Genomic DNA, 21,179 nt, shown 5'->3' with positions numbered 1-21,179 from the left:
AATACCCTTGCGTAGCGAGTACCGCCGATGGTTTAGCGTCTGGGGAATTGCCGCCAGTATTAAAATTGAGCGCGAGCGTTTCCTTATTTTCAAGATACATATTCGTAGCCATCAGCCTTGTGAATTGTTTTCAAATATTTGGGATGCACGTCAAAACTCTTACCTCCTGTTGTCAGTTTGAAACTTGGCTTAAATCGGATAGCAATTCGACCCGTGTATACGCCTGCGTATTTGCCCGTTTTGATATCTGCTTTTACTAAATCTCCAGTCTGAAATCCCATGAAGAACTTCTGAGCTGGAGCATGACGAATGGGAAAGCCGTAACGGTCAGTCCCACAGCGCTGCCTTCTCCCGTGTCCTTTAGCTTTAACAATTAAAGGTTTAATGCCATTGAGAAGTATGCGTTCGGGAGTCGATGCCCCAACACAAGCTGCATCAGTCCAGTGATGTTTTTCTATACCCCTAGTCTTGCGGTTGAACTTTGTTCGACCACCGGAACCTACCTCTACAGGTAAACCCGTTAACTGAAGTCTTCTGTACAATTCCCAGCAAGTAGTGTTAACAGCAGCAGCGTCCTTAAGAGGTGCTTTTACTTGAGCTATAACCCGTCTAAGAACTTCAGGTTTCTTCTTCAAAAACTCCTCAACAGACTTGTTACCCTTAGCTTGGTTGCAGGAATGACAGCTAAGACAAAGGTTGCTGACTCGATTAGAACCCCCCTTGCTTCGAGCCAGAATGTGTTCAATCTCAAAAGGGACATTTTCAATACCGCAGTAAGCACATTTCCTACCCCATTTTTGAAGTAAATACTCTTTAACTTCAAAGCCGAGCAGTTCACCAATTTGATACTCTACCCCGCTATTTTCGGGGTTCTGCATTTGCTGTAAGTCGAACTTGACCAGCTCTTGAGAAATCGCGGTGACTGAGCCAAGTTTTCTGATTCGCTTTACCCAAGTTTCAATATTGGCAATTCGACTTTCAAGAGATGGTGGCAGCCAACTCTGTTTGCGGGTTCTGTTTAAAAAACGACGCTTGCGGTAACGGGTTTTGCGGTTACGACGACCTCTTCTTAATGACCTCCTAGACACAAGGGCGTCTTTAATTTGTTGTCCTCTGTGAGAGATTTCTAGAGCGTTTGTGACAGGTCCCGTCTCTTCTTGAACAACCGCAATACCAGTTGTTTTGCTGCCCGGGTCGATTTTAATTCGGTGGGGATGAACTGTAGATTTTTCAACAGTCCTGTCTTGCAGAACAATAGCGAATGGATAGCGCTTAAATACCTTAGCTCTCCCTTTTTTCAGTAGTTCTCTTGCCCGTGCTGGATGGCAAGGGTCAAGAGGTTTTAAGTTTTTATCTAGTACGAAAACGCGCATTACTGCACCTCTCATTACTGGTTAAGTTGGCCTCGACAATGTTATTCAACCTTATTGAGTACAGCTCACTGGTTTAACTCGTTAGACCTGTTTAAAACTGTACGAAAGAGCTACAAACTGGCACGTATCTGTAGGTTTCATGAGCTGAATAACGTAGTTCTCTTTGAACTTAGTCTGGTCAAGTTAGAGCTTTCACAAGCTCCCGTTATAGTCCTTCGGACTTAACGGCGAGTTCTTGACGCACTTTTGATATGGTATTGGAACTACTCCTGCGAGAGTTAATCGCCCAGCCGCTAACAGTAGATGCACCCGCTTCATCCTCGTCGATCGCCATGTTGACTGTGTGGAATTATACCTAGGGGCTGGGTGATTAAAGTTTTTTACAAAACGCAACAATTATCCCAATAATCATTAAAACACAAATTTATCCCAATCAGAATCAGACCTGTGGGAGAGATGCCATTGAGAAAGAGGGGCGATTGCCGTCAAAGTGTGCCCCTATAGGAAATCAACGCAAATCAGTATTAATTTTTACGGCATCCCCGAAAGATGGGGAGATGGGGAGCAGAGGCGATGGGGAGCAGGGGAGATGGGGAGCAGGGGAGATGGGGAGCAGGGGAGATGGGGAGCAGGGGAGATGGGGAGAATGTACATTCAAATTCCCCTGGAGCCCCTTTTGCCCCTTATCTCCCACATCTTTATCCTCGTGTTCCAGAAAAAGAACGGATGGCAGTGAGCAATTGCTCGATATTTAAGGGCTTGCTGACGTAGGCGTCGGCACCGGCGGCGAGAGTGCGATCGCGATCGCCTGCCATTGCCATTGCGGTGACAGCGATCGCGGGTATTTTCTGCCACAAAGGGTGAGCTTTAATCTGACGGATCAGTTCAAAACCATCTACCCCTGGCAGTTGGATATCCATCAAAATCAAGTTTGGCAGGGATTGCGGCGATACCAGCGGCGAGCCAATTCGCTCCAGCATCGCGCGCCCGTCGCAGACCAACTCAACTCCGTAACCTTCTAACTGTAATACCTCAGTCAGGAGTTGTTGGTTATAGGGCTGATCTTCTACCACCAAAACCCGTTTATCAGCGGTCAGTCTGTTGTCTTGGGTCAATAGTGCTTTACCCGCATCCCCTGACCACTGAGTGCCGATAACGGGCGGCTTTTGCATCTCGGTCATCGGTAACCAAATGCGGAAACTACTGCCTTGGTTTTCTTCAGATTCGAGGGAGACATGACCGCCGTGGAGTTCTGCCAATCGCTTGGTCAACGCCAACCCTAACCCAGTGCCTTCGTGACTTCTGGTTAACGAGGCATCGATCTGCTGGAACGACCTAAACAGCAAGTGCCACTTATCTTTAGGAATGCCGATACCAGAGTCTTTGACTTCTAGACACAGGTAAGGAGTTTTAGGATTGATCAAAGAGCGGTCGGGGCGATATTGTTTTAGCAACTGGGCGCCATCAGCCATGCGACCGCTGAGCTTGATAGACCCACCCTCGGGGGTAAACTTGACCGCATTGGAGAGTAAATTAATCAACATCTGGCCAACTCGACGCTCGTCCAAAACGACCTGCTGTAGGCGGTAATCGAGTTCAAACGAAAGCGCCAGATGCTTTTTATCCGCACGGGGCTGGATCATTTTCAAGCATTCGGTACACAGATGTTGAATCGAGACGGGGGCGAGTTCGAGTTCTACCTTACCTGCTTCGATTTTGGACAAATCCAAAATATCGTTAATCAACTGCAACAAGTGGTGACCGCTTTTTTCGATAATCTGGACATAGCCGAGTTGGCGATCGCTCAAACTCCCCCCAATTTGCCTGCTCAACAAATCGGAAAATCCCAGAATGCTGTGAAGCGGCGTGCGGAGTTCGTGGGACATCGAGGCGAGAAACTCGGATTTTAGCTGGGAAGCTCGCTCTAAATCCTCGTTAATCTGGCGCAAACGCTCTTCTGCTTGGGCGCGTTCGATCGCCACCCCCAACATGCGGCAAGCCGCCATCAGCATATCTTGTTGCGGTGCTTCTTGCAGTTTCATCTGGGTGCGGCATTCCAGGGTTAACACGCCGATAATCCTACCGTCAGCGCTGGGGATGGGAAAGATACCCAATTGACCAATCCCAGGATGGCGAAATCCCCCCAGTGCTTTGGGATGGTTATGATAATCTTCCACAAACAGCGGTTTTCCCGTTTCCACCACTTCCCAGAGTAACCCTTGACCGTAGGGGATACCCTGTTTCAGCACCGCCTGCATTTCCCCTACCGCAATTTCGCCGTGGGTGGCAATAAATTGACCAGAGATGTGGTTAATTAACATCCCAGCAGTGCGATCCGATCCAGTCTTGCCGATCACCTTGACATCGCCAAACGCTGCACCCATTGCTTCTACCAGGTACGACAGCGCAAACTGCCCGATTTCTCGCAAATCAGAAGCAGGTTGTAGCCGTTCCATCAGTCCCAACAAAAACGTCAGGCGGCGAACCTCTGGGTTACTATTTACTTGCGGGCGCAGATAGCCGCTGATATCCCAAAAATCAAACTGGCGTCCTCCATCGGCGGTAACCCCGACGTACACTTCATAGCAGTAGCCGTTGTTTTGCTGAATGCAGAACGAAAGGGTTTCTATTTCCGTCAAATCTAGTGCTGTGACGATTTGTGTCAATAGCTCCTGATCCCAATAGCCCCGCCTTACCAAATGGGAAAATACCTCTTGCCAATCGGGCGCCAAGAGCAGCCAATCGGGGGAAAGTCCCCAAAGCTGAGAAAATCTTTCGTTGCAGGTGAAAAGTCGCCCGGACGGTTCGAAGCTGGCTCGCGCCCACTGCGGCTGATTGGCAATTATATCTGGATCTTGCCCTAATCTTGGCAGGTGCGTCTCGATTGGCTGTGGAGGCATAATTTCACAAGAGGCAAGGTGATAACTATTTTGGGAACACTAGCTTCAAATTAACAAAATGTCACATAGAAGCCGCGTGAGTTGACTCGCGAATTTATTGTGATCTTAAACACCTAATTTGGGGCATGGGAGATGGGATATGAAGTAGATGATTTATTTAACAGCGCCTATTGCCCCATGCTGCATAAGTGCAATCGGGTCAGACGTATATTCAATTAGCAGGGGTTTGCACAAAGGATGAGGGAGAGCGGGGGCAAAAGGTGCAAAAGGGGCAAAAGGGGCAGGTGTGCAGAGCGGCAAAAGGTGCAAAAGGGGAATTTGAATATACATTCTCACCTGCTCACCTGCTCTTGAGCTCCCTATCTTGCCCTCGTCCCTCCATAAATTCCTGGTGCTAACCCTGATGGGTGAGTGATTTGATATACGTTCTGGGGCACACTTTTTTAGTAGGGGGTTCAGGAGGACAAATTGATGACACTAGCTGAAGAAATAGCACAAAAATGGCGCGCTCGCCTTGTGGCAGACTGTCCAAATGAAAGCCCAGCAACACGCGAGAGTATTATTCGCTGGCTGTTGGGAAAAGATTTAGCACGGTATGACTCGCTGACTAAGAGCGAGTTAGAAATTGCTTGGCAAGCGATGGACTATCGTTACCGCATTTTACGGCAGAGATACTTGGGAGTGAATCCAGACAGAGCTTATCGCAATCTGATGACTCGCCTGGGCAGTTTGGTGATGTTGCGGAATAAAATTAGGACTTGGGTTGCCCTCAGTCGCGATCGCCAGCGTGCCGTAGTCGATGTTTTGCAAGAAGTAATCCAAGAATTGCTCAATAGCGATCGCTACCTCCAGGAGCAAGTCGCCTGGATCGCCCAATGTACCAAAAACTCCAGCCTCTGGAACGCGCTGCTGCTGGCGGCGACTGAAGAATATTGTCTCCGACCGATTCGCAACCAACCTTTAATCCTTTATCGTTTTGTTAACTACCTGCGTCGTTCTGGGCGCGGCGGCATTACCCAAGTACCGGGGGGCGACCTGGTGCGGCTGGTTTCGGAAGAGGTTGTGCCGGATGATACAGATAACCCGGTGAGCTTGCTGGATACCCAAGCGATTGCCCAGTATCTTGAAGCCCAAGCGCAAGAAGAACAACAGGCGGCGCGCAACCAAGTCAAAGAGAAATTTGAAACCTATTTGGAGGAACAACTCGGACCAGATGCAGTTAGATGGCTGCACCTGTACTTGCAAGGCAAATCCCAAGAAGAGATCGCCCGCGCTTTAAACAAGCCAGTTAAGGAAGTTTACCGACTGCGCGAGAAAATTAGCTACCACGCCATCCGCGTGTTTGCGCTCAAAATCCAGCCCGAATTAGTCGCTAGTTGGCTAGAAACTTCGCTGACCGAACATGACCTGGGGTTAACGCCACACCAGTGGCAGGATTACTGGGAAAAGCTCACCCCAGTGCAGCAGCAAATACTGGAACTGGGAAAAGCTGGGAAAAGCTTCGATGCGATCGCCAATACCTTGAAGATGAAAAGCAATCAAGTTATGAGCGAATGGAGTAAGCTTTACCTAGCAGCCCTTGACCTGCGGAATGCCTCTTAGCCCTAGCGCAGACAAATACCGCTATTTCTTCGCCCCTCGGGGCAAACTCCTCAGTAATTTGGTGCCAAACTTGTGCAAGTAAAAAGCTGTCACAGGGAAATATACTGATAAAAAAAGATTGGTTTAGACTCTTGAATGTATCATAGACAAACCAATCAAAAATAGATATTCTTTTGAGCGTTAAGGGTGCAAATACTGACTTATACCTGACTACTTTATGGCTGAAAGTGTTAAATTTTTCTAAAAACCACGATTGACCATCGCTATTTAAGGGTGGGGTGAGAGCGAGCGGGCATATAGAAATATATACCTTGGCTTGGAAAAGGGAAAAGAGTAGAGGCGCGACACTGTACAAAGTTACCAAAAGTTAGCCAAAATAGAATTGGTAGATACTCCGCCAAACAGGGGTACTTAAATCAGTACGAAGTTGGCGAGGGATAACCAAGTCACAAGTAATTCTCCTCTGCAATGGCAGAGGCATCAGGCTGGATGCGTAAAAACCTCTCAACTGCCCCAAAGAAAACCTTGGGATCGGTGGCTGGACTAAACGATTAATCCTTAAGCTTTCTTTGTACGGGTGATTACCAAAAACTTAAAGTAGGCTAAAAACCTGCGAGGTACAAAGGTAAAACGGACGCATAATACAAGTGGGATCAAAAACAGGATAATGTAGCGCTCGCATCCTTAGGCGTGCATTGCTACTGCCAATTGGGCTGGTAAAACCATCGAACCTAGATGCAGGAGCGATCAACGACCGCAATCGGGTTTGATGAAGGCTCTGCTGATTGACCCAACCCCCTCACTACAGAACTTTGGTAGGCGAGGGGATGCTAGATGGTGAAAAATTTTATCATGGCGCTCTCACCCACTAACCCAGTTAAGCCCGAAGGCGCTAACGAGCGGCACGCATCTTCTTTTCCTCAAGGCAAATCTATGGTTCAGGCAGATTCGGAACAAATGTTTCAATTAATTGACAGTATCCTGCCATTTGAAGCCTGCCTGTATCATCAAGTCTTGCCTTTGTCCCTCAAGGGCACCCAACTAAACCTGGGCATGGTTAATCAAGAAGATAGCGCTGCCTTGGATTACGTTCGACGCATTTTGGCATACATGAATTGCTCTCTCATGCCGCAGCCAATTACAGCGGAAAAACATCAAGCCGCGTTAACGGCTTACTTAAACCATACCGGGCAACACAAGCAATTCAACCCTCAAACACCAGCACGTGGAACGGTGGAGAGTTCCCAAAAGCAAGAGCAACCAAGTGGCAGGAACGATCGTCCGACGCTGATCGTCTACAGTCCAGATGAGTTAGAAGAATCGGAACTCCCCCCAGAACACCTACCACCAAAAATGACGACCCCTCCTGCAATCGAATCTTTGCCTGTGGCGCCGCCTCCTCAAGTACCTCCTCAAGTAAAAGAAAAGCCTTTTTTGGCAACCCCGCCACACCCCGTCCCAGTCCCATCGGTCGCCTCGACCCCGCCCGTTTTAGAAATCCAACCACAGCACCTATCAAGTCCAGTGGAAGTTTTGGCAACCCTACCGCCGCAACAATTGCTCCACGAACTGCTGGGACGAATCCTCATGGGAGGAATTGGGCGACTTTATTTTGAGCGACATCCAGACCGAGGTCGCATTCTCTGGAGTCAGAACGGCGTTTTACAGTCGGTACTCCAAGGACTCGACCCCGGTGTTTTCCAAGGGGTGATTAATGAGTTGAAGCGCTTAACCCACATGTCCCTGATTACGGTAGACAAACCGAAACAGGTGGAGATCGAAAGACTCTATCAAAAAAACCGTTTGTTGCTGCGATTGCGCGTCATGCCTGCCACTCACGGAGAAGAAGCAACGCTGCAAGTTTTGCGAGGCGCTGCGTTAAAGTTTTACCAACAGCAACAGATCGAACATATCAGTCGCGACGCCCTCAACATCGCTCAGCAACTCCAGCGTAAGGTGTATGAAATTCGCGATCGCACTTCTAGAAATCCCAGCTTCACAGGCGGACAACTAGAAGCACTACCAGCGCTCAGTCAGCTAGTTAAAAACATCGAACAACAATTAGAAGCAATGAAGCAGATTACTACCAGCGGACCCCTCGACGATTCCACCACAAGTTGAGCACCCCAAACAGGCGCTACCGATGTCGCCTAATGGTGATATGATGTCGGGTTGTATGCTTCCACTTGAAGCCTTTGGGCAAAGCCCACGATCCCAAACCTATGCTAAAGGAATGGATATAACTTACCGTTATATTTTGTCATGGCAGGAATACAAGCTGGACTAGGATGGTAGAAGCTAATCTTTGCTCCAACAATGGAGAAGATGCCACCGCCGCCCATTTTGGTTGATTCTTCTATAGATCTTTCATGCAGACTGAAGATTTTAGCGAACTTTTCCCCCTCTTCAATGCTGCTAATCCAGAGACCGTGGAATGGCTGCTGTCTGTTGCCGTCGAACACGAATATCCAGCAGGCAGAGCGGTTTTAATGGAAGACTCTTGGGGTAACGCAGTTTACTTCGTAGTATCGGGCTGGGTCAAAGTCCGACGCACCGCCGGTGAGGAGGCGGCGACGCTGGCAATTTTGGGACGGGGTGATTTTTTTGGAGAAATGGCAGTTCTAGATGAATCTCCACGTTCTACCGATGTGGTGGCTTTATCAGAGGTGAATTTGCTCAGCATTTCCGCTCAGCGATTTATTCAAACCTTGTTTAAAGACCCCCAGCTACACCACCGCATGTTGCAATTGATGGTACGGCGACTGCGCCAAACTAACATCCGCATTCAACTGCGCCAGCAGCCTCCGGCGGTTAAGTTAGCCAATACGCTGGTTTCCTTGGGAGAAAACTACGGTCAGGTGAATGGAAATAGTACTGAAATTTATAACATTCCTTTTAAGGATTTAGCACAAGTGACGGGAATCGGTGTAGAGGAAACAATCAAAATTATGGAAAAATTACACAGCAAAGGTTGGCTCAGAATTGACCCGCCACATCAAACTATTCATCTGCTCAATATGAAACAGCTCAACCATCTTGCTGGAAAAGTATAACAATTTTAGATTTGAGATTTTAGATTTTAGATTAAAATTAAATCTGGGATCTAAAATGGGCAATTGCATCAGTCCAATGACTCAGGAAAAATGACACAAGCAACAACGGTTCGTCCCGGCACTTGGCAAAACACTGCACCCACTATTCAATACCAAGTCGCGATGCCAGAGCCAGAGTCCCATTTGTTTGAGGTGACTTTGCAAGTAACCGATTGGCAGGGTTCTACACTCGATTTAAAACTGCCGGTTTGGACTCCAGGTTCTTATCTGGTGCGAGAATATGCCAAGCATTTGCAGGATTTTTCTGCTGCCGATGGGGAAGGGCGTTCGTTAAAGTGGTGCAAGCAAGGCAAAAATCATTGGCAAGTTGAAACGGCAAATGTTGCTGATATTGTGGTAAAATATAGGATTTTCGCAAATGAATTGTCGGTGCGAACCAATCACTTGGATGGCACTCACGGCTATTTTAACGGTGCGGCTTTATTCTTTTATCTGCCAGGGTTCGAGCAACAACCGATGCAGGTTGCGATCGCACCAGCAAAACCAGATTGGCGCGTGACGACGCCTTTACCTGCGGTACAGGGTCAGGTTAATACGTTCTTTGCTAAAGATTTTGACACTTTAGTCGATAGTCCGTTTGAAATTGGCTGCCATAAGTTATGGGAGTTTGAAGTATTAGGAAAATCCCACGAACTGGCTATTTGGGGTGAGGGAAATTATCTGGTAGACCAGATGATTCAGGATACCAAAAAAATTATTCAGGTAGAGGCGGATATGTTTGGCGGTTTGCCTTACGATCGCTATGTATTTTTGCTGCATCTATCTGGGTCTGGTTATGGGGGTTTGGAACACAAGGAATGTTGTTCGTTAATTTACTCGCGCTTCGGTTTTCGCGCTAAGGATAAGTATAAAGGATTTCTACAATTGCTGGCGCACGAATTTTTCCATTTGTGGAATATTAAGCGCATTCGGCCTAAAGAATTGGAGAGTTTTGATTACGAAAAAGAAAATTATACGCCTTCTTTATGGTTTGGTGAAGGGACGACGAGCTATTACGATTTGTTGATTCCTTATCGAGCTGGAATTTACGACGTGAAGGCGTATTTGAAGGATTTAAGCAAGGAAATTACCCTATTGCAAACGAAGCCGGGACGCAAAGTTCAGCCGGTAAGCGAGTCGAGTTTTGATGCTTGGATTAAGCTGTATCGCCGGGATGCTAATAGCGATAATAGCCAGATTTCCTATTATTTGAAAGGGGAATTGGTTTCGTTTTTGCTAGATTTGTCGATTCGAGAAAGGTGGGGAAATAAGCGATCGCTTGACGATGTGATGCGCCAAATGTGGCAGCAGTTTGGCCAAGAGGAAATCGGTTATACTCCAGAACAGCTAAAGCAAGTCATCGAGTCTGTAGCTGGGATAAATTTAGATGACTTTTTTGCGCGGTATATTGATGGAACGGATGAACTGCCGTTTGATGAGTACCTAGAACCCTTTGGTTTGCGGCTAAAAGCGGAGTTTGAAGAGGATAACCCGCCTCACCTCGGTTTGACGGCGAAGGCAGAAAACGGACGCGAGGTGATTAAGTTTGTTGAAGCAGGTTCTCCGGCGCAGCTAGCGGGTGTGGATGCGGGGGATGAGTTGCTGGCGATAGATGGAATTCGGGTGACGGCGGAGGGGTTGAGCGATCGCTTAAAAGATTACCAACCTGGTAATATAATCGAGCTAACCCTTTTTCATCAAGATGAGTTGCGGACTGTACCCGTTACCCTCGCACCTCCCCATCCTAATAATTATAAACTGGTAGCGGTAGAAAAGCCTTGCCAAATTCAGGAACAAAACTTTAGCGGGTGGTTGGGAGTACCTCTGTCACAGGTTTAACATCTGCGCGACAGAATCCCGGTGGGGAGTAGCCGACACCCTGAAGGGTGTCGCTACACAAACAAAGCCTGCCTACGCAGGCTTTAAAAGCTTTAGCCCGCTAAAGCGGGCTTCGTTTGTATAGCCGCAACCTTCAGGGTGTCGGCGTAGATTAATCCCACCAGGCGCGCAGATAGTGCGACTGAACGTCAATTTCATCTGGTTCTCCGACAAACTCATAAAATTCCACAAGCATCTGATAGGGGTAATTTCCCCGATAGATAATACCTTCAACGCTGACGCGATAATCGTCGCGAAAAGGACTAATAGCGTAGCCTTCAAATGCGAATTGAAATCCTTTGCTAGCTTGTGCTTGAGCAAATTGTAAGAATGCTTGAATCGTTGGTGAATTATTTTGTTGTGCTGCTGGATCGGCAAATCCTTGCTCAATTATTTGTTGCAATTGAGCGAGACTCAATTGATAGAAAGGTTTGATATCGTTTAGATCCTCGTCCCATTCCACCGGATTACCAAAAATAATCAGATCTCTGGTTTGATAATCGGTGTTGTAAGCAAAGCGTCTGTGAAAATATGGACGCAGGGGTGAAGATTGCCCATTTATTTTGATATCTTCAGGAGGAATCCCCTGATTGAGAAAATAAAGCCGCAGTGCTTCCATTCTGTCTAGGGTGGAATTCTGCAAGCATTCAGACAAATTCGGGCAATTATAAATCACCCCAGTCATTGTTTTACAATCCAGTTGCATTGGGCAAAACATTGTTTTTTACCCTCCAATAATAATGTCGTCAGATGGGTGGTATAATCCAAGTTCAGCTATAAGTTGCTTATGGGAAATATTATTATTTGGCTTTTGAGAGCGATTTGGTTTCATCTGGTTGGCGGGAATATCAGCTAAGGTTAAAGTGGGGAGCATCAATGCTTGCTTAAATGATTCAATATCTCTGGTTAATTCTTCAAGCGTTCGCCCTTTTGGTTCGACGGCGTTTTCTGTGCAGGCAACAATAGATCCTGCTTCTGCATAAAAGACTTCGCGAATGATGCGATCGCCGTTTGCTTCCTGAAAGACACGGTAGTTCCAAGTTATCATGAAATAACCTCCTGCTTGCCACGAAAGAAAAAAGCATTGCCCTGTTTCTCGCCAATACGCTGTATTTCTACAATAAGTACCTGTTGCTCGACATTGTAGAGAACCCGAAATTCGCCAATCCGTAATTCCCTTCCAATGTTATTAGGTCGCATTAGCTTGCGATTGCGGGTTTCTCCGGTTGGTTCATAGCGCTGCACATCAATGCCTTCCACAATTTGTTTTTGCTCGTGCTTTTTGAAGTACTCCAGATCTTCTACTGCTTGTGGTGTGTATTCGATTTCGTACATAGAGTGGAAATTGTGCTACCCAACCTTGAAAGCACCAGCAGTTTAAACACTATCGCTGACGCTGCTAAAATTAAACGCTTTTACTCTTACTCCGGGTACAACGCTACTACTATATCGTTCTACAGTAGTCAGCATGTCAATATCTCGCATCATTTCCGGTAGTTTTTGGTTGAAGCGCAAGTTTTTAATCGGGTAAGCAATCTTCCCATCTTCAATCCAAAATGTGCCGTCCCGCGTCATACCTGTAATTTCCAATGTTTTGGGATTGACATAATTTGTGTACCAAACTCGATTGACTAAAATTCCTCGTTCGGTTTGAGCAATTAAATCGGTTAAACTTTGGTCTGAACCGTTCATGACAATGGGAGAGAAATAACCCGTTGGCGATTTCCCTTGTTTTTGCGCCCAGTAGCGACTGTATGATAAAATATTAGGAGTGCCGTCTTTAATTATCTCCAAATAGTTATTGCTTAATCCGTCGCTAAAGCAAGGACTTGTTTGCAGTAAAGGATGCGCCGGATCGCGATTGACTTGGACGAGGGGACTAAACATTGCTTCGCCTAAACGATTTCCCCCGCCGTCGGTACGAGACATGAAGGAACGACCTTCATCGGCGGCGCGCGCATCTAAATTCCAAATTACCCAAGCGAGTAAGTCTGCAAATGCGGCGCTATTAAAAATGACTGGATAAATCCCTGGTTTGATGTCGCGGGGATTGCGCGCGGCGAAGGCGCGGTCTATCAGTTCTTCTGCGATCGATTGTACTGGTAATTGGTCGATTCCCCAAGCGGTTCGTTCGCTCCAACTCGAACCGTTTTCTACGCGAATTGTTAAACCAAAATTCGCTTCTGTAGTTCGATTATAAGCTCTCAATCCTTGGGAATTACCCAAGACAAATAATCCTGCTTCTGTGCTGAGAGTACCGGAAGCTTCGACGCCTGCTTTGGCGCTGGAATGACAGACGCGCTGAATTATTTCTCCTCGTTTTAAGGGGGAACAGGTGGCGGTGGGAAGATCGAAGGCGGGGGTACGTTGGTCGTAGGTTTGAGGGTCGAGTAACGGTACCCATTCGGGATCTTCTGGGGCAATTTTTGCTAGTTCTTGGGAGCGTTGGATTGTTTGCGCGATCGCATCGGTATCCAACTCTGTTGTAGAAGCGGAAGCACTGCGCCTACCAAAGTAACTGGTGACGGTGAGGTTAAACTTTGTACAAGTGAGATTTTGAGTAATCTGGTTTTCTGAATAGCGACTGAGGGATTCTTCGCCGCTACTCAAGCTGACAAATACGCCGGCGGCAGAAGATTTTTTGATTGTTTCTTCTACTAAGGCGATTGCTCGATCTTCTTGCAGTATGGTTGGTTCTTTGGCTAAAGTCATTTTCAGGTGGTAGTTGTGGCAACGATTCTGTAATTTGGCAGGATTTACGATTTTAGAGTTGTGGATTCTTCTTGGATTTGAAGACTATTTAATTGAACCGCAGAGGACGCAGAGGGAAGAGTAGAGAGAGATGGTAGATGAGATGCGGTTTTCTGCGTCAACCAATCTAAAATCTGCGTTCCCAGGCAGGAGCCTGGGAACGCGCTAAAATTCCCTATGATGCGCTTCCTATTTGAATGTTGCGGATGCGCGCGGGGACGCAGGCGTGGGTCATTTGTGCGACTTGCATGGGTTCTCCTTTGCCGCACATATGCGTTCCGTATTTTTGCAGTTCGCTGGCGGGTCCAATTGCATCGACGCTATTCCAAAAATCGGTGGTCATTGAGTGATATGTGACATCTTTTAGCATTCCGACTATTTTGCCTTTTTCTACTTTCCAAAAGGCATCGCCGCCGAATTGGAAATTGCGCCGCTGCTGATCGATGGAAAAACTGCCTGTACCGTCGATTAATATGCCTTCTTCGGTGTCGGCGATCATTTCTTCTAATGTGGCGGTGTGGGAATCCCCTTCTTTTCCTGGTTCTAATCCTAAGTTGGGAATGCGTACCATTGGAGTGCTTGACCAACTATCGGCGTAGGCGCATCCGTTGCTGCTGGGTCGTCCGAGGCGGTAAGCTGTTTCGCGGTCGGTGAGATAATCTACTAAGATGCCGTCTTTGACAATGTACCAAGTTTGTGCGGGGACGCCTTCGTCGTCGTAGGCGACGGTACTGCGGCTGCCTGGTTGGGTGCGATCGCATTTAAAATTGATCCAAGGTGCGCCATATTGCAATTTGTTCAATTTGTCTGTTGTGGCAAAACTTGTCCCGGCAAAGTTTGCTTCATACCCGTATACGCGGTCTAATTCTGTGGGATGTCCGACGGATTCGTGGATAGTTAGCCATAGGTTTGTTGGTTTTAAAATTAACGTTGTTTTGATTCCAGATGGTGCTTCTGGTGCGTTTACTTTTTCGATTGCTTCTTCTGCTACTCGGTCTATTTGAGCCAATAAGTCTGCTGGATTAATATGTTCGTAGCCTAGATTTAAGGGGGGACGTTCGTAGTTGCGACTTTGCGCGTCTCCGTTGGCGATCGCCGTACAACCAAATCCAGGCAAACTGCGATATATTGTTTGGTGGATTACCGACCCGACTGTGGAGGCAAATAGTTTATCTTCGCGGGTAAATTGCAGGTAGGAATAAGCTTTTTTGATGCCTTTATCGCCATAACTGAGCAGTCGATCGTTGATATTTAAGAGTAATTCGGCTTTTTCGGTAATTGGGATTGTAAAGGGGTCAATTTCGATGGGGGTGATGTAGGTATTTTGATAAGCGTCTACTGGTACTAACTGTACTTTTTTTTGCTGGGTGAGGCGACTCGCTTTGGCGATTTCTACTGCTAAATCAACGATGCGTTCAACTTCGGCGGGGGTTTTATGAGGACTGGCGGCGAATCCCCACGCGCCGTCTAGCAATACTCGGACGGCAAAACCGGAACTGACTTGATCTGATAAGTTGGATAGGGAGCGATCCCGCGCTGTTAAATTTTGTGTATGATACGTGCAAATTCTCACATCTCCGTATTCGCATCCAGCTTTCTCAATTAGAGCGATTGCTAGAGCGGCTAAGTCTGTTGCGGTTCTTGCAGGAGCTTGTACCATAATCAATTCTATGCCACTAAGTGCATGTATTATAGCAGTTTGTAGTCAGGACAAGAGTCCTCGCTTTGTCTATAACTTTTCTTATTGAACCGCGAAGACGCGAAGAACGCGAAGGAAGAAGAAAGAAGAAGAAGAAAGAAGAAGATAGGTAATGTTGCGGCGAGAAGGGAGTAAAGCCGTTACTAATGACTTTTGTGTTTTATTCTATACCACTGAGCGAGTTGATCCGGAGGAATTCCTAGAAAATAGCCAAGAATAATCAATTGGTTAATTAGAGTTGTTTTTAAGACTCCCAGTTTCTGCCATCGTCTTCCTGATGTTACCACGGGAGCGGGTACAATCTCTATTTTTCCTAAAGGTTGGAGGCGGCGGACTAATTCAAAATCTTCCATTATTGGCAGGTTGGGAAAGCCACCGATTTGGTTAAATACTGTGGCTTTTAAAAAGATTGCTTGGTCGCCATAAGGCATTTGTAAATAGCGCGATCGCACGTTCACCATTTTCTCAACTATACGTAGGGAAGGTATGTCGCTATCAATCTTTAATTCAAATGCACCGGCGATGGTTTTTTGGATTTGTAAGCTTTGGCGAACGCTGGTATCGAAATTATTTGGTAATCGGGTATCTGCGTGCAGAAATAGCAAAATATCCCCCGTTGCAGCAGCTGCACCGCGGTTCATTTGCGTTGCACGTCCTGGGGGTGAAAATAATACTTTTATGCCCAAGGATTGAGCGAGCGCAACTGTTTCGTCCTCACTTCCCCCATCTACGACAATAATTTCTATATTTGAGGCTTTTTTAATACTAGCTAAGGTTTTGTTAATTGTGCTGGCTTCATTTAAAACCGGAATAATAATAGAAATTATTTCCTTTAGCATATCAAATAATTTATTGCTAATTGCTTGCTAATTGCTATTTTTTTTTACCCCATTACCCATTACCTAATTTTGCCAGATCTTCCGGACGGTCAATATCGGAAAGGAAAGTTAGGTAAGCGACAGCTAATTTTAAATTATTGGCAATTTCTACTGTTTTTTGAAATACCTCAGAGGTTCCCCAATTAATTCCTACAAACAGTTCGGGAATTAACCGACGCAAGCCAATTAGATAATAACCCCCATCGGTTGCTGGACCAAGTACTAAATCGTTTTGGTCAAGCTTTTGAAACGCTTCTGCGATTAACTCTGAGTTCAGGCTGGGGCAATCCGTACCGATAATAATAGCAGAATCGATGCCGCTGGTGAAAGCGGCTTCAAATGCTTGTGCCATTCTAGAGCCTAGATCGCCTTCCCCTTGGGAGTGATAAATTAGATCCGAGCCTAGCCAGTTTTGGAAAGCTGCGCGATCGCTTCCTGTAAAATACACTTCTATTGAGACAAAATGCTCAGTTTGCAGTTGTCTTACCTGGCTAATTGTATATTCAGTCATCTGGCGATGCAAGTTGGCAGCACCTTCAGCACCCAAAACTGGAATTAGTCGCGTTTTGGCTTTTCCTGGTTCTGGATAGCGGGTAAAAATAATTAGGCGTTCTCTACTCATATTGTTGATTTTAGATTTTAGATGGATGTTTTTATCCCAATCTAAAATCTAAAATCTAAAATCTAAAATTCCTCATGCGCTCATTTCCAACATTCGTTGAATCGGTCGCAGTGCTGCTTCCTGGATATCTTCTGGTAAAGTAATCTCTGGAGCGCGATTTTTCATGGCAAAATAAAGCTTTTCCAAGGTATTTAACCGCATGTAAGGACACTCGTTACAAGCACAGCTATTCGTCGGAGGCGCGGGAATGAAGCGTTTGTGCGGTTCCCGTTTTTCCATTTGGTGAATAATACCAGGTTCGGTCGCTACAATAAAAGCTTGACTAGCACTCGCTTGAACGTACTTTAGCAAAGCAGCCGTGGAACCGATGTAGTCAGCGTGACGCAATACAGGGGGTTCGCATTCTGGATGTGCAATTATTTCCGCTTCCGGGTGTGCGATTTTTAACTGGACAATCTTCTTTTCCGAGAAGTTTTCATGTACAATACAAGCTCCCTGCCACAGTACCATGTCTCGTCCTGTTTGTTCGATTACATACCGCCCCAAATTTCGATCGGGGCCAAAAATAATCGGTTGATTTTCTGGTATCTGGCGGACAATTTTCACCGCGTTGGAACTGGTGCAGATAATATCGCTCATGGCTTTAACCGCAGCCGAGCAGTTGATATATGAGATTACCAGATGATTGGGATGCGCGGCTTTAAATGCGGCAAATTCGTCGGCGGGACAAGTATCTGCTAGGGAACAACCCGCGTTTAAATCTGGTAAAAGTACCAGTTTATCCGGGGTGAGGATTTTGGCGGTTTCCGCCATAAAGTGAACCCCTGCAAAGACGATGACATCGGCATCGTTGCTGGCAGCTTTGCGCGAAAGCTCTAAAGAATCGCCGATAAAGTCTGCAATATCCTGAATATCCGAGTCTTGGTAATAATGCGCCAAGATTACGGCGTTTAGCTTTTTTTTAAGCTCTTGGATCGCCTCAAATAGGTCGTAGGGCTCTTCGGGGGTGTGGGTGAGGTGTGGCGCTTGAAGTGCGGTCGTAAACACAAGCTTTGAGTTGTTGGATTTCAGAAGGTGTTAAGGTAATTATAGTATTTTTTACCAAAAGTGGGGCGTGGGTGTGGCGGATTCCAGCAGTAGCGTTGGCGAAGGCGCGCGAATCGCCTGATGGGAATATCCGAAACGTTTTTGATTTCTCGCTAAAGATTGATTTAATTGGGGCTGTAACTCGTTAGCTTGATAAAAAAGATTGTTTAGCTAAGAACTAAAACTATGGACGCCCAATTGCAATACTCCGAAGTCGATACCAAGTCTGAAGAAAGGTTGTTAGAGTCATCGGAAGCAAACGCCGTCGCTCTTCTACCTCCTGCAACTCAATCGCCAGCTGGCTATCAATGGCAGCGTATAAGTCAGCAAATCAAAGATTTCTTGGCGCAACTACCCGATTATTTGGGTAGGTTCTTCCAGCAAAACCAACGCCCGATTACCAATATTGGTCTAATTTTGGCAGCGCTCGTCGCCCTGCGGCTAATTATCGGCATCCTGGACGCGCTCAACGATATACCGCTAATAGGTTCTACCTTTGAACTCATCGGTATTTGCTACTCGGTGTGGTTTGTTTACCGCTATTTACTCACAGCGGATAGTCGGCGAGAGATCGCCAGACAGTTTGAATACTTGAAGCAACAAGTAGTTGGATAAGCAACTCATATCATGTGCGCGAGAGATCGGTAGTGTATGGATGGCTAATTGCTCGCTTGCTAATTGCGAGCTTTTCAATTGCCAAAAGAGCAGCCATTAGCGATTAGCTATTAGCAATGAATCCAATGACCAATTACCAATTACCATCATTGGGTTGTTGGCAGCCCACACTGTACCTGAAAACAGTGTGGGCGTATGTCACAGAACTTGCGCGCGCATAGCCGCAATCGGTAAACTTAGCAGCTTGCGCGGGGTAGAAACGTAGGCTCTATTTCGGAACACATCATACCCGTTGCGCTCAATTGCATCCAATATTTTCTGGTATTGCATCAAAGCTGCCCAGACGGGTAAACGGGCATCGGGAATCAGGGCGCTGATGCCTTTTTCTGCCTTAGTAAAGTATTTACGCGCTCGTTGAATTTGGAACCGCATTAACTCGCGCCATCGTTCATCAACTACCCCCTTAAATAGATCTTGCTCGGTATAGTTAAATAGCGCTAATTCTTCTAAGGGCAGGTAAATGCGACCCCGGCGGGCATCTTCGCCCACATCGCGCAGGATATTGGTTAACTGCTTAGCGATGCCTAATACGACCGCTTCATCTGTGGGAATATAAATATCCCGCCAGCAATTCCAGGGTGAGGTGTAATTCGATTTATCCACACCCAGCACGGCGGTGGACATCAACCCTACCGTACCAGCCACCCGATAACAGTAGAGATTGAGTTCCTCAAAAGTTTCGTACCGACTGCGGTACAAATCCATCCGCTGCCCCGCGATCATATCCCGAAACGGTTGAATCTCTATCGGGAAGCGTTCCACAGTATTTACCAAAGCAACGTCGGTGTCATCGACAGGATGACCTGCGAACACCGATTCTAGCTGTTTTTCCCAGCGGTCTAGGGTTTCGGGAGTCGTTGCACCGGACTGGGGGCCATCTACCAGTTCATCTGTCGAACGACACCAAGCATAAATTGCCCAAATCGCCCGACGCTTAGGGGCTGGTAGTAGCCAAGTGGCTAAATAAAACGTCTTGGCGTAGTAGGCGGTAATCTGACGGCACAGTTCGTAAGATTGCTCCAGAGAGGCCAGCGTTCTCATGCGGGGGGGGGAGTTAGACAGTTGCAGCATTGGTCGCAGGCTGGGAGGTTGTCGGGATTTTTGGTTCCTTTTGGGCTGTTTTGGCAACAGCTTCAGCGATCGCCTGCGCTGTCAGCTTACCAGAAAGTACGGCCCCTTCCATACTCCCCAAGTAACGTTGCATGGTGTAACTACCTGCAAGATAGAAATTCCCGATGGGAGTGGTTTGGGAAGGACGATACTGCTGGCGTCCCGGCGTCGCTGTATAAACCGAGCGCGGCGTTTTCACCACGCGGGATTTTAGTAATTTAGCAGGATTTTCACCACAAAAATGGTTGGGGAAGAGTTTTTTCAACTCTGCCATCGTGGCATCGACGATTTCGGCCTCGGATTTGTTAATCCAATCTTTAGCCGGTGCCAACACCAGTTCCAGCATCGAACGGTCGGGGTTGGAATATGAGTTGCAGGTGTTGCTCATGTCGGCGTAGACGCTGAGCAAGGGAGAACGGGAAAATAGCAAGTGGTCAATATCCGTCAGCTTGCGGTCAAACCACAGGTGCAGGTTAATCACGGGGACGCCTTCCAAACCATCCAGCTTTTGGAAATATTCCATTTGTTTCCAAGGTTTGGGCAGCATCACTTTAACCACATCCACCGACATGGCGGAAACGTAAGCATCGGCGGTTAAAATTTCATCCGGTGCGCCCTTGAGTCCCCGAATCAGAAAATGCTTCACCGTGCCATCTTCGTTTAGCACAATTTCTTTGAGGGGAGAATTCAGGCGTACTTCCCCGCCAGCAGCAGTAATTTTGTCTACCAATGGTTGACAAAGTCGCTCGGTAGGAGAACCATCCAGGAAGGCCATTTTCGAGCCGTTCTTTTCCTGAAGGAAACGATTGAGGGCGGTGAGGATAATAGTCGCAGAAATTTCTTGCGGGCCGATAAAGTTGAGCGCCTTGGACATGGCGATGAAGACTTCTTTTTCTACCCTTGGGGGGATGTTTTGCTTTCGCATCCACTCCGAGAAGGAGTATTTGTCCATTTGCTCAACGTATTTCTGACCCTTAATCATCGCTGGAATCAAACCGAGTCCGAAGCGAATTTTTTCCTCCCAGGTCAGCATATCGTTGTTACCCAGAATCGCGGTGACGCCGTTAAACGGTGCTGGGATGTCGGGGAAGTCGAACCGGGAGTAAGTACCGGGTTTGTCGGGTTGGTTGAAGATCATGGTATGCTCTTTCCACTGCAACCGATCTTCGATGCCGAGTTCTTTGAACAGCTGCAACATGTTGGGGTAAGCCCCGAAAAATATGTGCAGTCCAGTTTCGTACCAGTCGCCGTCTTCGTCTTTCCATGCGGCTACTAAACCGCCCAATACGTCCCGGCTTTCTAGGACGATGGGAGTATGACCCGCATCGGTGAGATATTTGGCACAGGAGAGTCCTGCTAGACCCCCGCCAGCGATCGCAACTCGCATTCGATTGCTCTTCCCCTACTCGTGACAAGCGTTTTCCGATTTCTGATTATACTTTACATGTTGTTACATTTTTTCGCAGGGCGTCAGAGATCTTAAGAATTTGAACCGCGAAGACGCGAAGAACGC

18 protein-coding genes are annotated in these 21,179 nt (G+C 47.0%); 5 read left to right on the top strand and 13 right to left on the bottom strand.

Going from position 1 to position 21,179, the window contains the following annotated elements; translation table 11 throughout:
• Nucleotides 1-89: 89 nt before the first annotated feature.
• From iscB to MiSe_RS12000, 3 genes are all read right to left on the bottom strand, one after another.
• The gene (gene iscB, locus MiSe_RS12005; protein ID WP_226579302.1) at nucleotides 90-1,373 is read right to left on the bottom strand and encodes an RNA-guided endonuclease IscB; all 1,284 of its coding nucleotides are present in this window, start codon (nucleotides 1,371-1,373) and stop codon (nucleotides 90-92) included.
• 205 nt (nucleotides 1,374-1,578) lie between these two features.
• Complete coding sequence (locus MiSe_RS50860; RefSeq protein WP_264196449.1) at nucleotides 1,579-1,707, bottom strand: hypothetical protein; 129 nt, start codon at nucleotides 1,705-1,707, stop codon at nucleotides 1,579-1,581.
• A gap of 364 nt (nucleotides 1,708-2,071) precedes the next feature.
• A complete protein-coding gene (locus tag MiSe_RS12000) occupies nucleotides 2,072-4,273 on the bottom strand; it encodes an ATP-binding protein (RefSeq protein ID WP_226579299.1) in 2,202 nt (733 codons plus the stop codon).
• A gap of 471 nt (nucleotides 4,274-4,744) precedes the next feature.
• Between MiSe_RS12000 and MiSe_RS11995 the strand changes: the two genes are divergently transcribed.
• From MiSe_RS11995 to MiSe_RS11980, 4 genes are all read left to right on the top strand, one after another.
• Nucleotides 4,745-5,875 carry a HetZ-related protein 2 gene (locus MiSe_RS11995; protein WP_226579297.1) on the top strand — a complete coding sequence of 377 codons (1,131 nt, stop codon included), beginning with the start codon at nucleotides 4,745-4,747 and terminating at the stop codon, nucleotides 5,873-5,875.
• 834 nt (nucleotides 5,876-6,709) lie between these two features.
• A complete protein-coding gene (locus MiSe_RS11990; RefSeq protein WP_226579294.1) occupies nucleotides 6,710-7,996 on the top strand; it encodes an ATPase, T2SS/T4P/T4SS family in 1,287 nt (428 codons plus the stop codon).
• A gap of 248 nt (nucleotides 7,997-8,244) precedes the next feature.
• Complete coding sequence (locus MiSe_RS11985; RefSeq protein WP_226579292.1) at nucleotides 8,245-8,928, top strand: Crp/Fnr family transcriptional regulator; 684 nt, start codon at nucleotides 8,245-8,247, stop codon at nucleotides 8,926-8,928.
• A gap of 90 nt (nucleotides 8,929-9,018) precedes the next feature.
• On the top strand, nucleotides 9,019-10,806 hold the full coding sequence (locus MiSe_RS11980) for a M61 family metallopeptidase (protein WP_226579289.1): 1,788 nt from the start codon (nucleotides 9,019-9,021) through the stop codon (nucleotides 10,804-10,806).
• Between the two features lie 151 nt (nucleotides 10,807-10,957).
• Here the strand turns inward: MiSe_RS11980 and MiSe_RS11975 are convergent, their stop codons facing one another.
• The 8 genes from MiSe_RS11975 to nadA form a co-directional block, all read right to left on the bottom strand.
• Entirely contained in the window at nucleotides 10,958-11,563 is a 606-nt protein-coding gene (locus MiSe_RS11975) for a hypothetical protein (protein ID WP_226579286.1), read from the bottom strand.
• Between the two features lie 6 nt (nucleotides 11,564-11,569).
• Entirely contained in the window at nucleotides 11,570-11,893 is a 324-nt protein-coding gene (locus MiSe_RS11970; RefSeq protein WP_226579284.1) for a hypothetical protein, read from the bottom strand.
• Nucleotides 11,890-12,180, bottom strand: a complete 291-nt coding sequence (locus tag MiSe_RS11965; RefSeq protein ID WP_226579281.1) for a type II toxin-antitoxin system RelE family toxin — start codon at nucleotides 12,178-12,180, stop codon at nucleotides 11,890-11,892. Before MiSe_RS11965 ends, MiSe_RS11970 begins: the two co-directional genes overlap by 4 nt.
• Before the next feature lie 42 nt (nucleotides 12,181-12,222).
• Nucleotides 12,223-13,557, bottom strand: coding sequence for a TldD/PmbA family protein (locus MiSe_RS11960; protein ID WP_226579278.1), 1,335 nt, complete (start codon nucleotides 13,555-13,557; stop codon nucleotides 12,223-12,225).
• Between the two features lie 214 nt (nucleotides 13,558-13,771).
• Nucleotides 13,772-15,256, bottom strand: coding sequence for a TldD/PmbA family protein (locus MiSe_RS11955; protein WP_226579275.1), 1,485 nt, complete (start codon nucleotides 15,254-15,256; stop codon nucleotides 13,772-13,774).
• Between the two features lie 182 nt (nucleotides 15,257-15,438).
• The gene (locus MiSe_RS11950) at nucleotides 15,439-16,134 is read right to left on the bottom strand and encodes a TIGR04283 family arsenosugar biosynthesis glycosyltransferase (protein WP_226579272.1); all 696 of its coding nucleotides are present in this window, start codon (nucleotides 16,132-16,134) and stop codon (nucleotides 15,439-15,441) included.
• A gap of 52 nt (nucleotides 16,135-16,186) precedes the next feature.
• Complete coding sequence (locus MiSe_RS11945) at nucleotides 16,187-16,795, bottom strand: TIGR04282 family arsenosugar biosynthesis glycosyltransferase (RefSeq protein WP_226579270.1); 609 nt, start codon at nucleotides 16,793-16,795, stop codon at nucleotides 16,187-16,189.
• A 72-nt stretch (nucleotides 16,796-16,867) separates the two neighbouring features.
• The gene (gene nadA, locus MiSe_RS11940) at nucleotides 16,868-17,842 is read right to left on the bottom strand and encodes a quinolinate synthase NadA (protein ID WP_226579267.1); all 975 of its coding nucleotides are present in this window, start codon (nucleotides 17,840-17,842) and stop codon (nucleotides 16,868-16,870) included.
• A gap of 225 nt (nucleotides 17,843-18,067) precedes the next feature.
• Here nadA and MiSe_RS11935 point away from each other — a divergent pair, with 225 nt between their 5' ends.
• Nucleotides 18,068-18,496, top strand: a complete 429-nt coding sequence (locus tag MiSe_RS11935; protein WP_226579264.1) for a CAAD domain-containing protein — start codon at nucleotides 18,068-18,070, stop codon at nucleotides 18,494-18,496.
• A gap of 198 nt (nucleotides 18,497-18,694) precedes the next feature.
• Here MiSe_RS11935 and crtB read toward each other — a convergent pair whose 3' ends face one another.
• Together crtB and pds are read right to left on the bottom strand one after the other, a co-directional pair.
• Nucleotides 18,695-19,627: a 15-cis-phytoene synthase CrtB gene (crtB, locus tag MiSe_RS11930; protein ID WP_226579261.1), complete on the bottom strand. Its 933-nt coding sequence runs from the start codon at nucleotides 19,625-19,627 to the stop codon at nucleotides 18,695-18,697.
• A complete protein-coding gene (pds, locus tag MiSe_RS11925; RefSeq protein WP_226579258.1) occupies nucleotides 19,611-21,053 on the bottom strand; it encodes a 15-cis-phytoene desaturase in 1,443 nt (480 codons plus the stop codon). The genes crtB and pds overlap by 17 nt, the downstream gene beginning before the upstream one ends.
• Nucleotides 21,054-21,179: the final 126 nt, after the last annotated feature.

Source organism: Microseira wollei NIES-4236, from assembly GCF_020521235.1.
Taxonomy (GTDB): domain Bacteria; phylum Cyanobacteriota; class Cyanobacteriia; order Cyanobacteriales; family Aerosakkonemataceae; genus Microseira; species Microseira wollei.
Note: the sequence above shows the minus strand (reverse complement) of the source record. Positions and strands in the feature narration are given on the sequence as shown.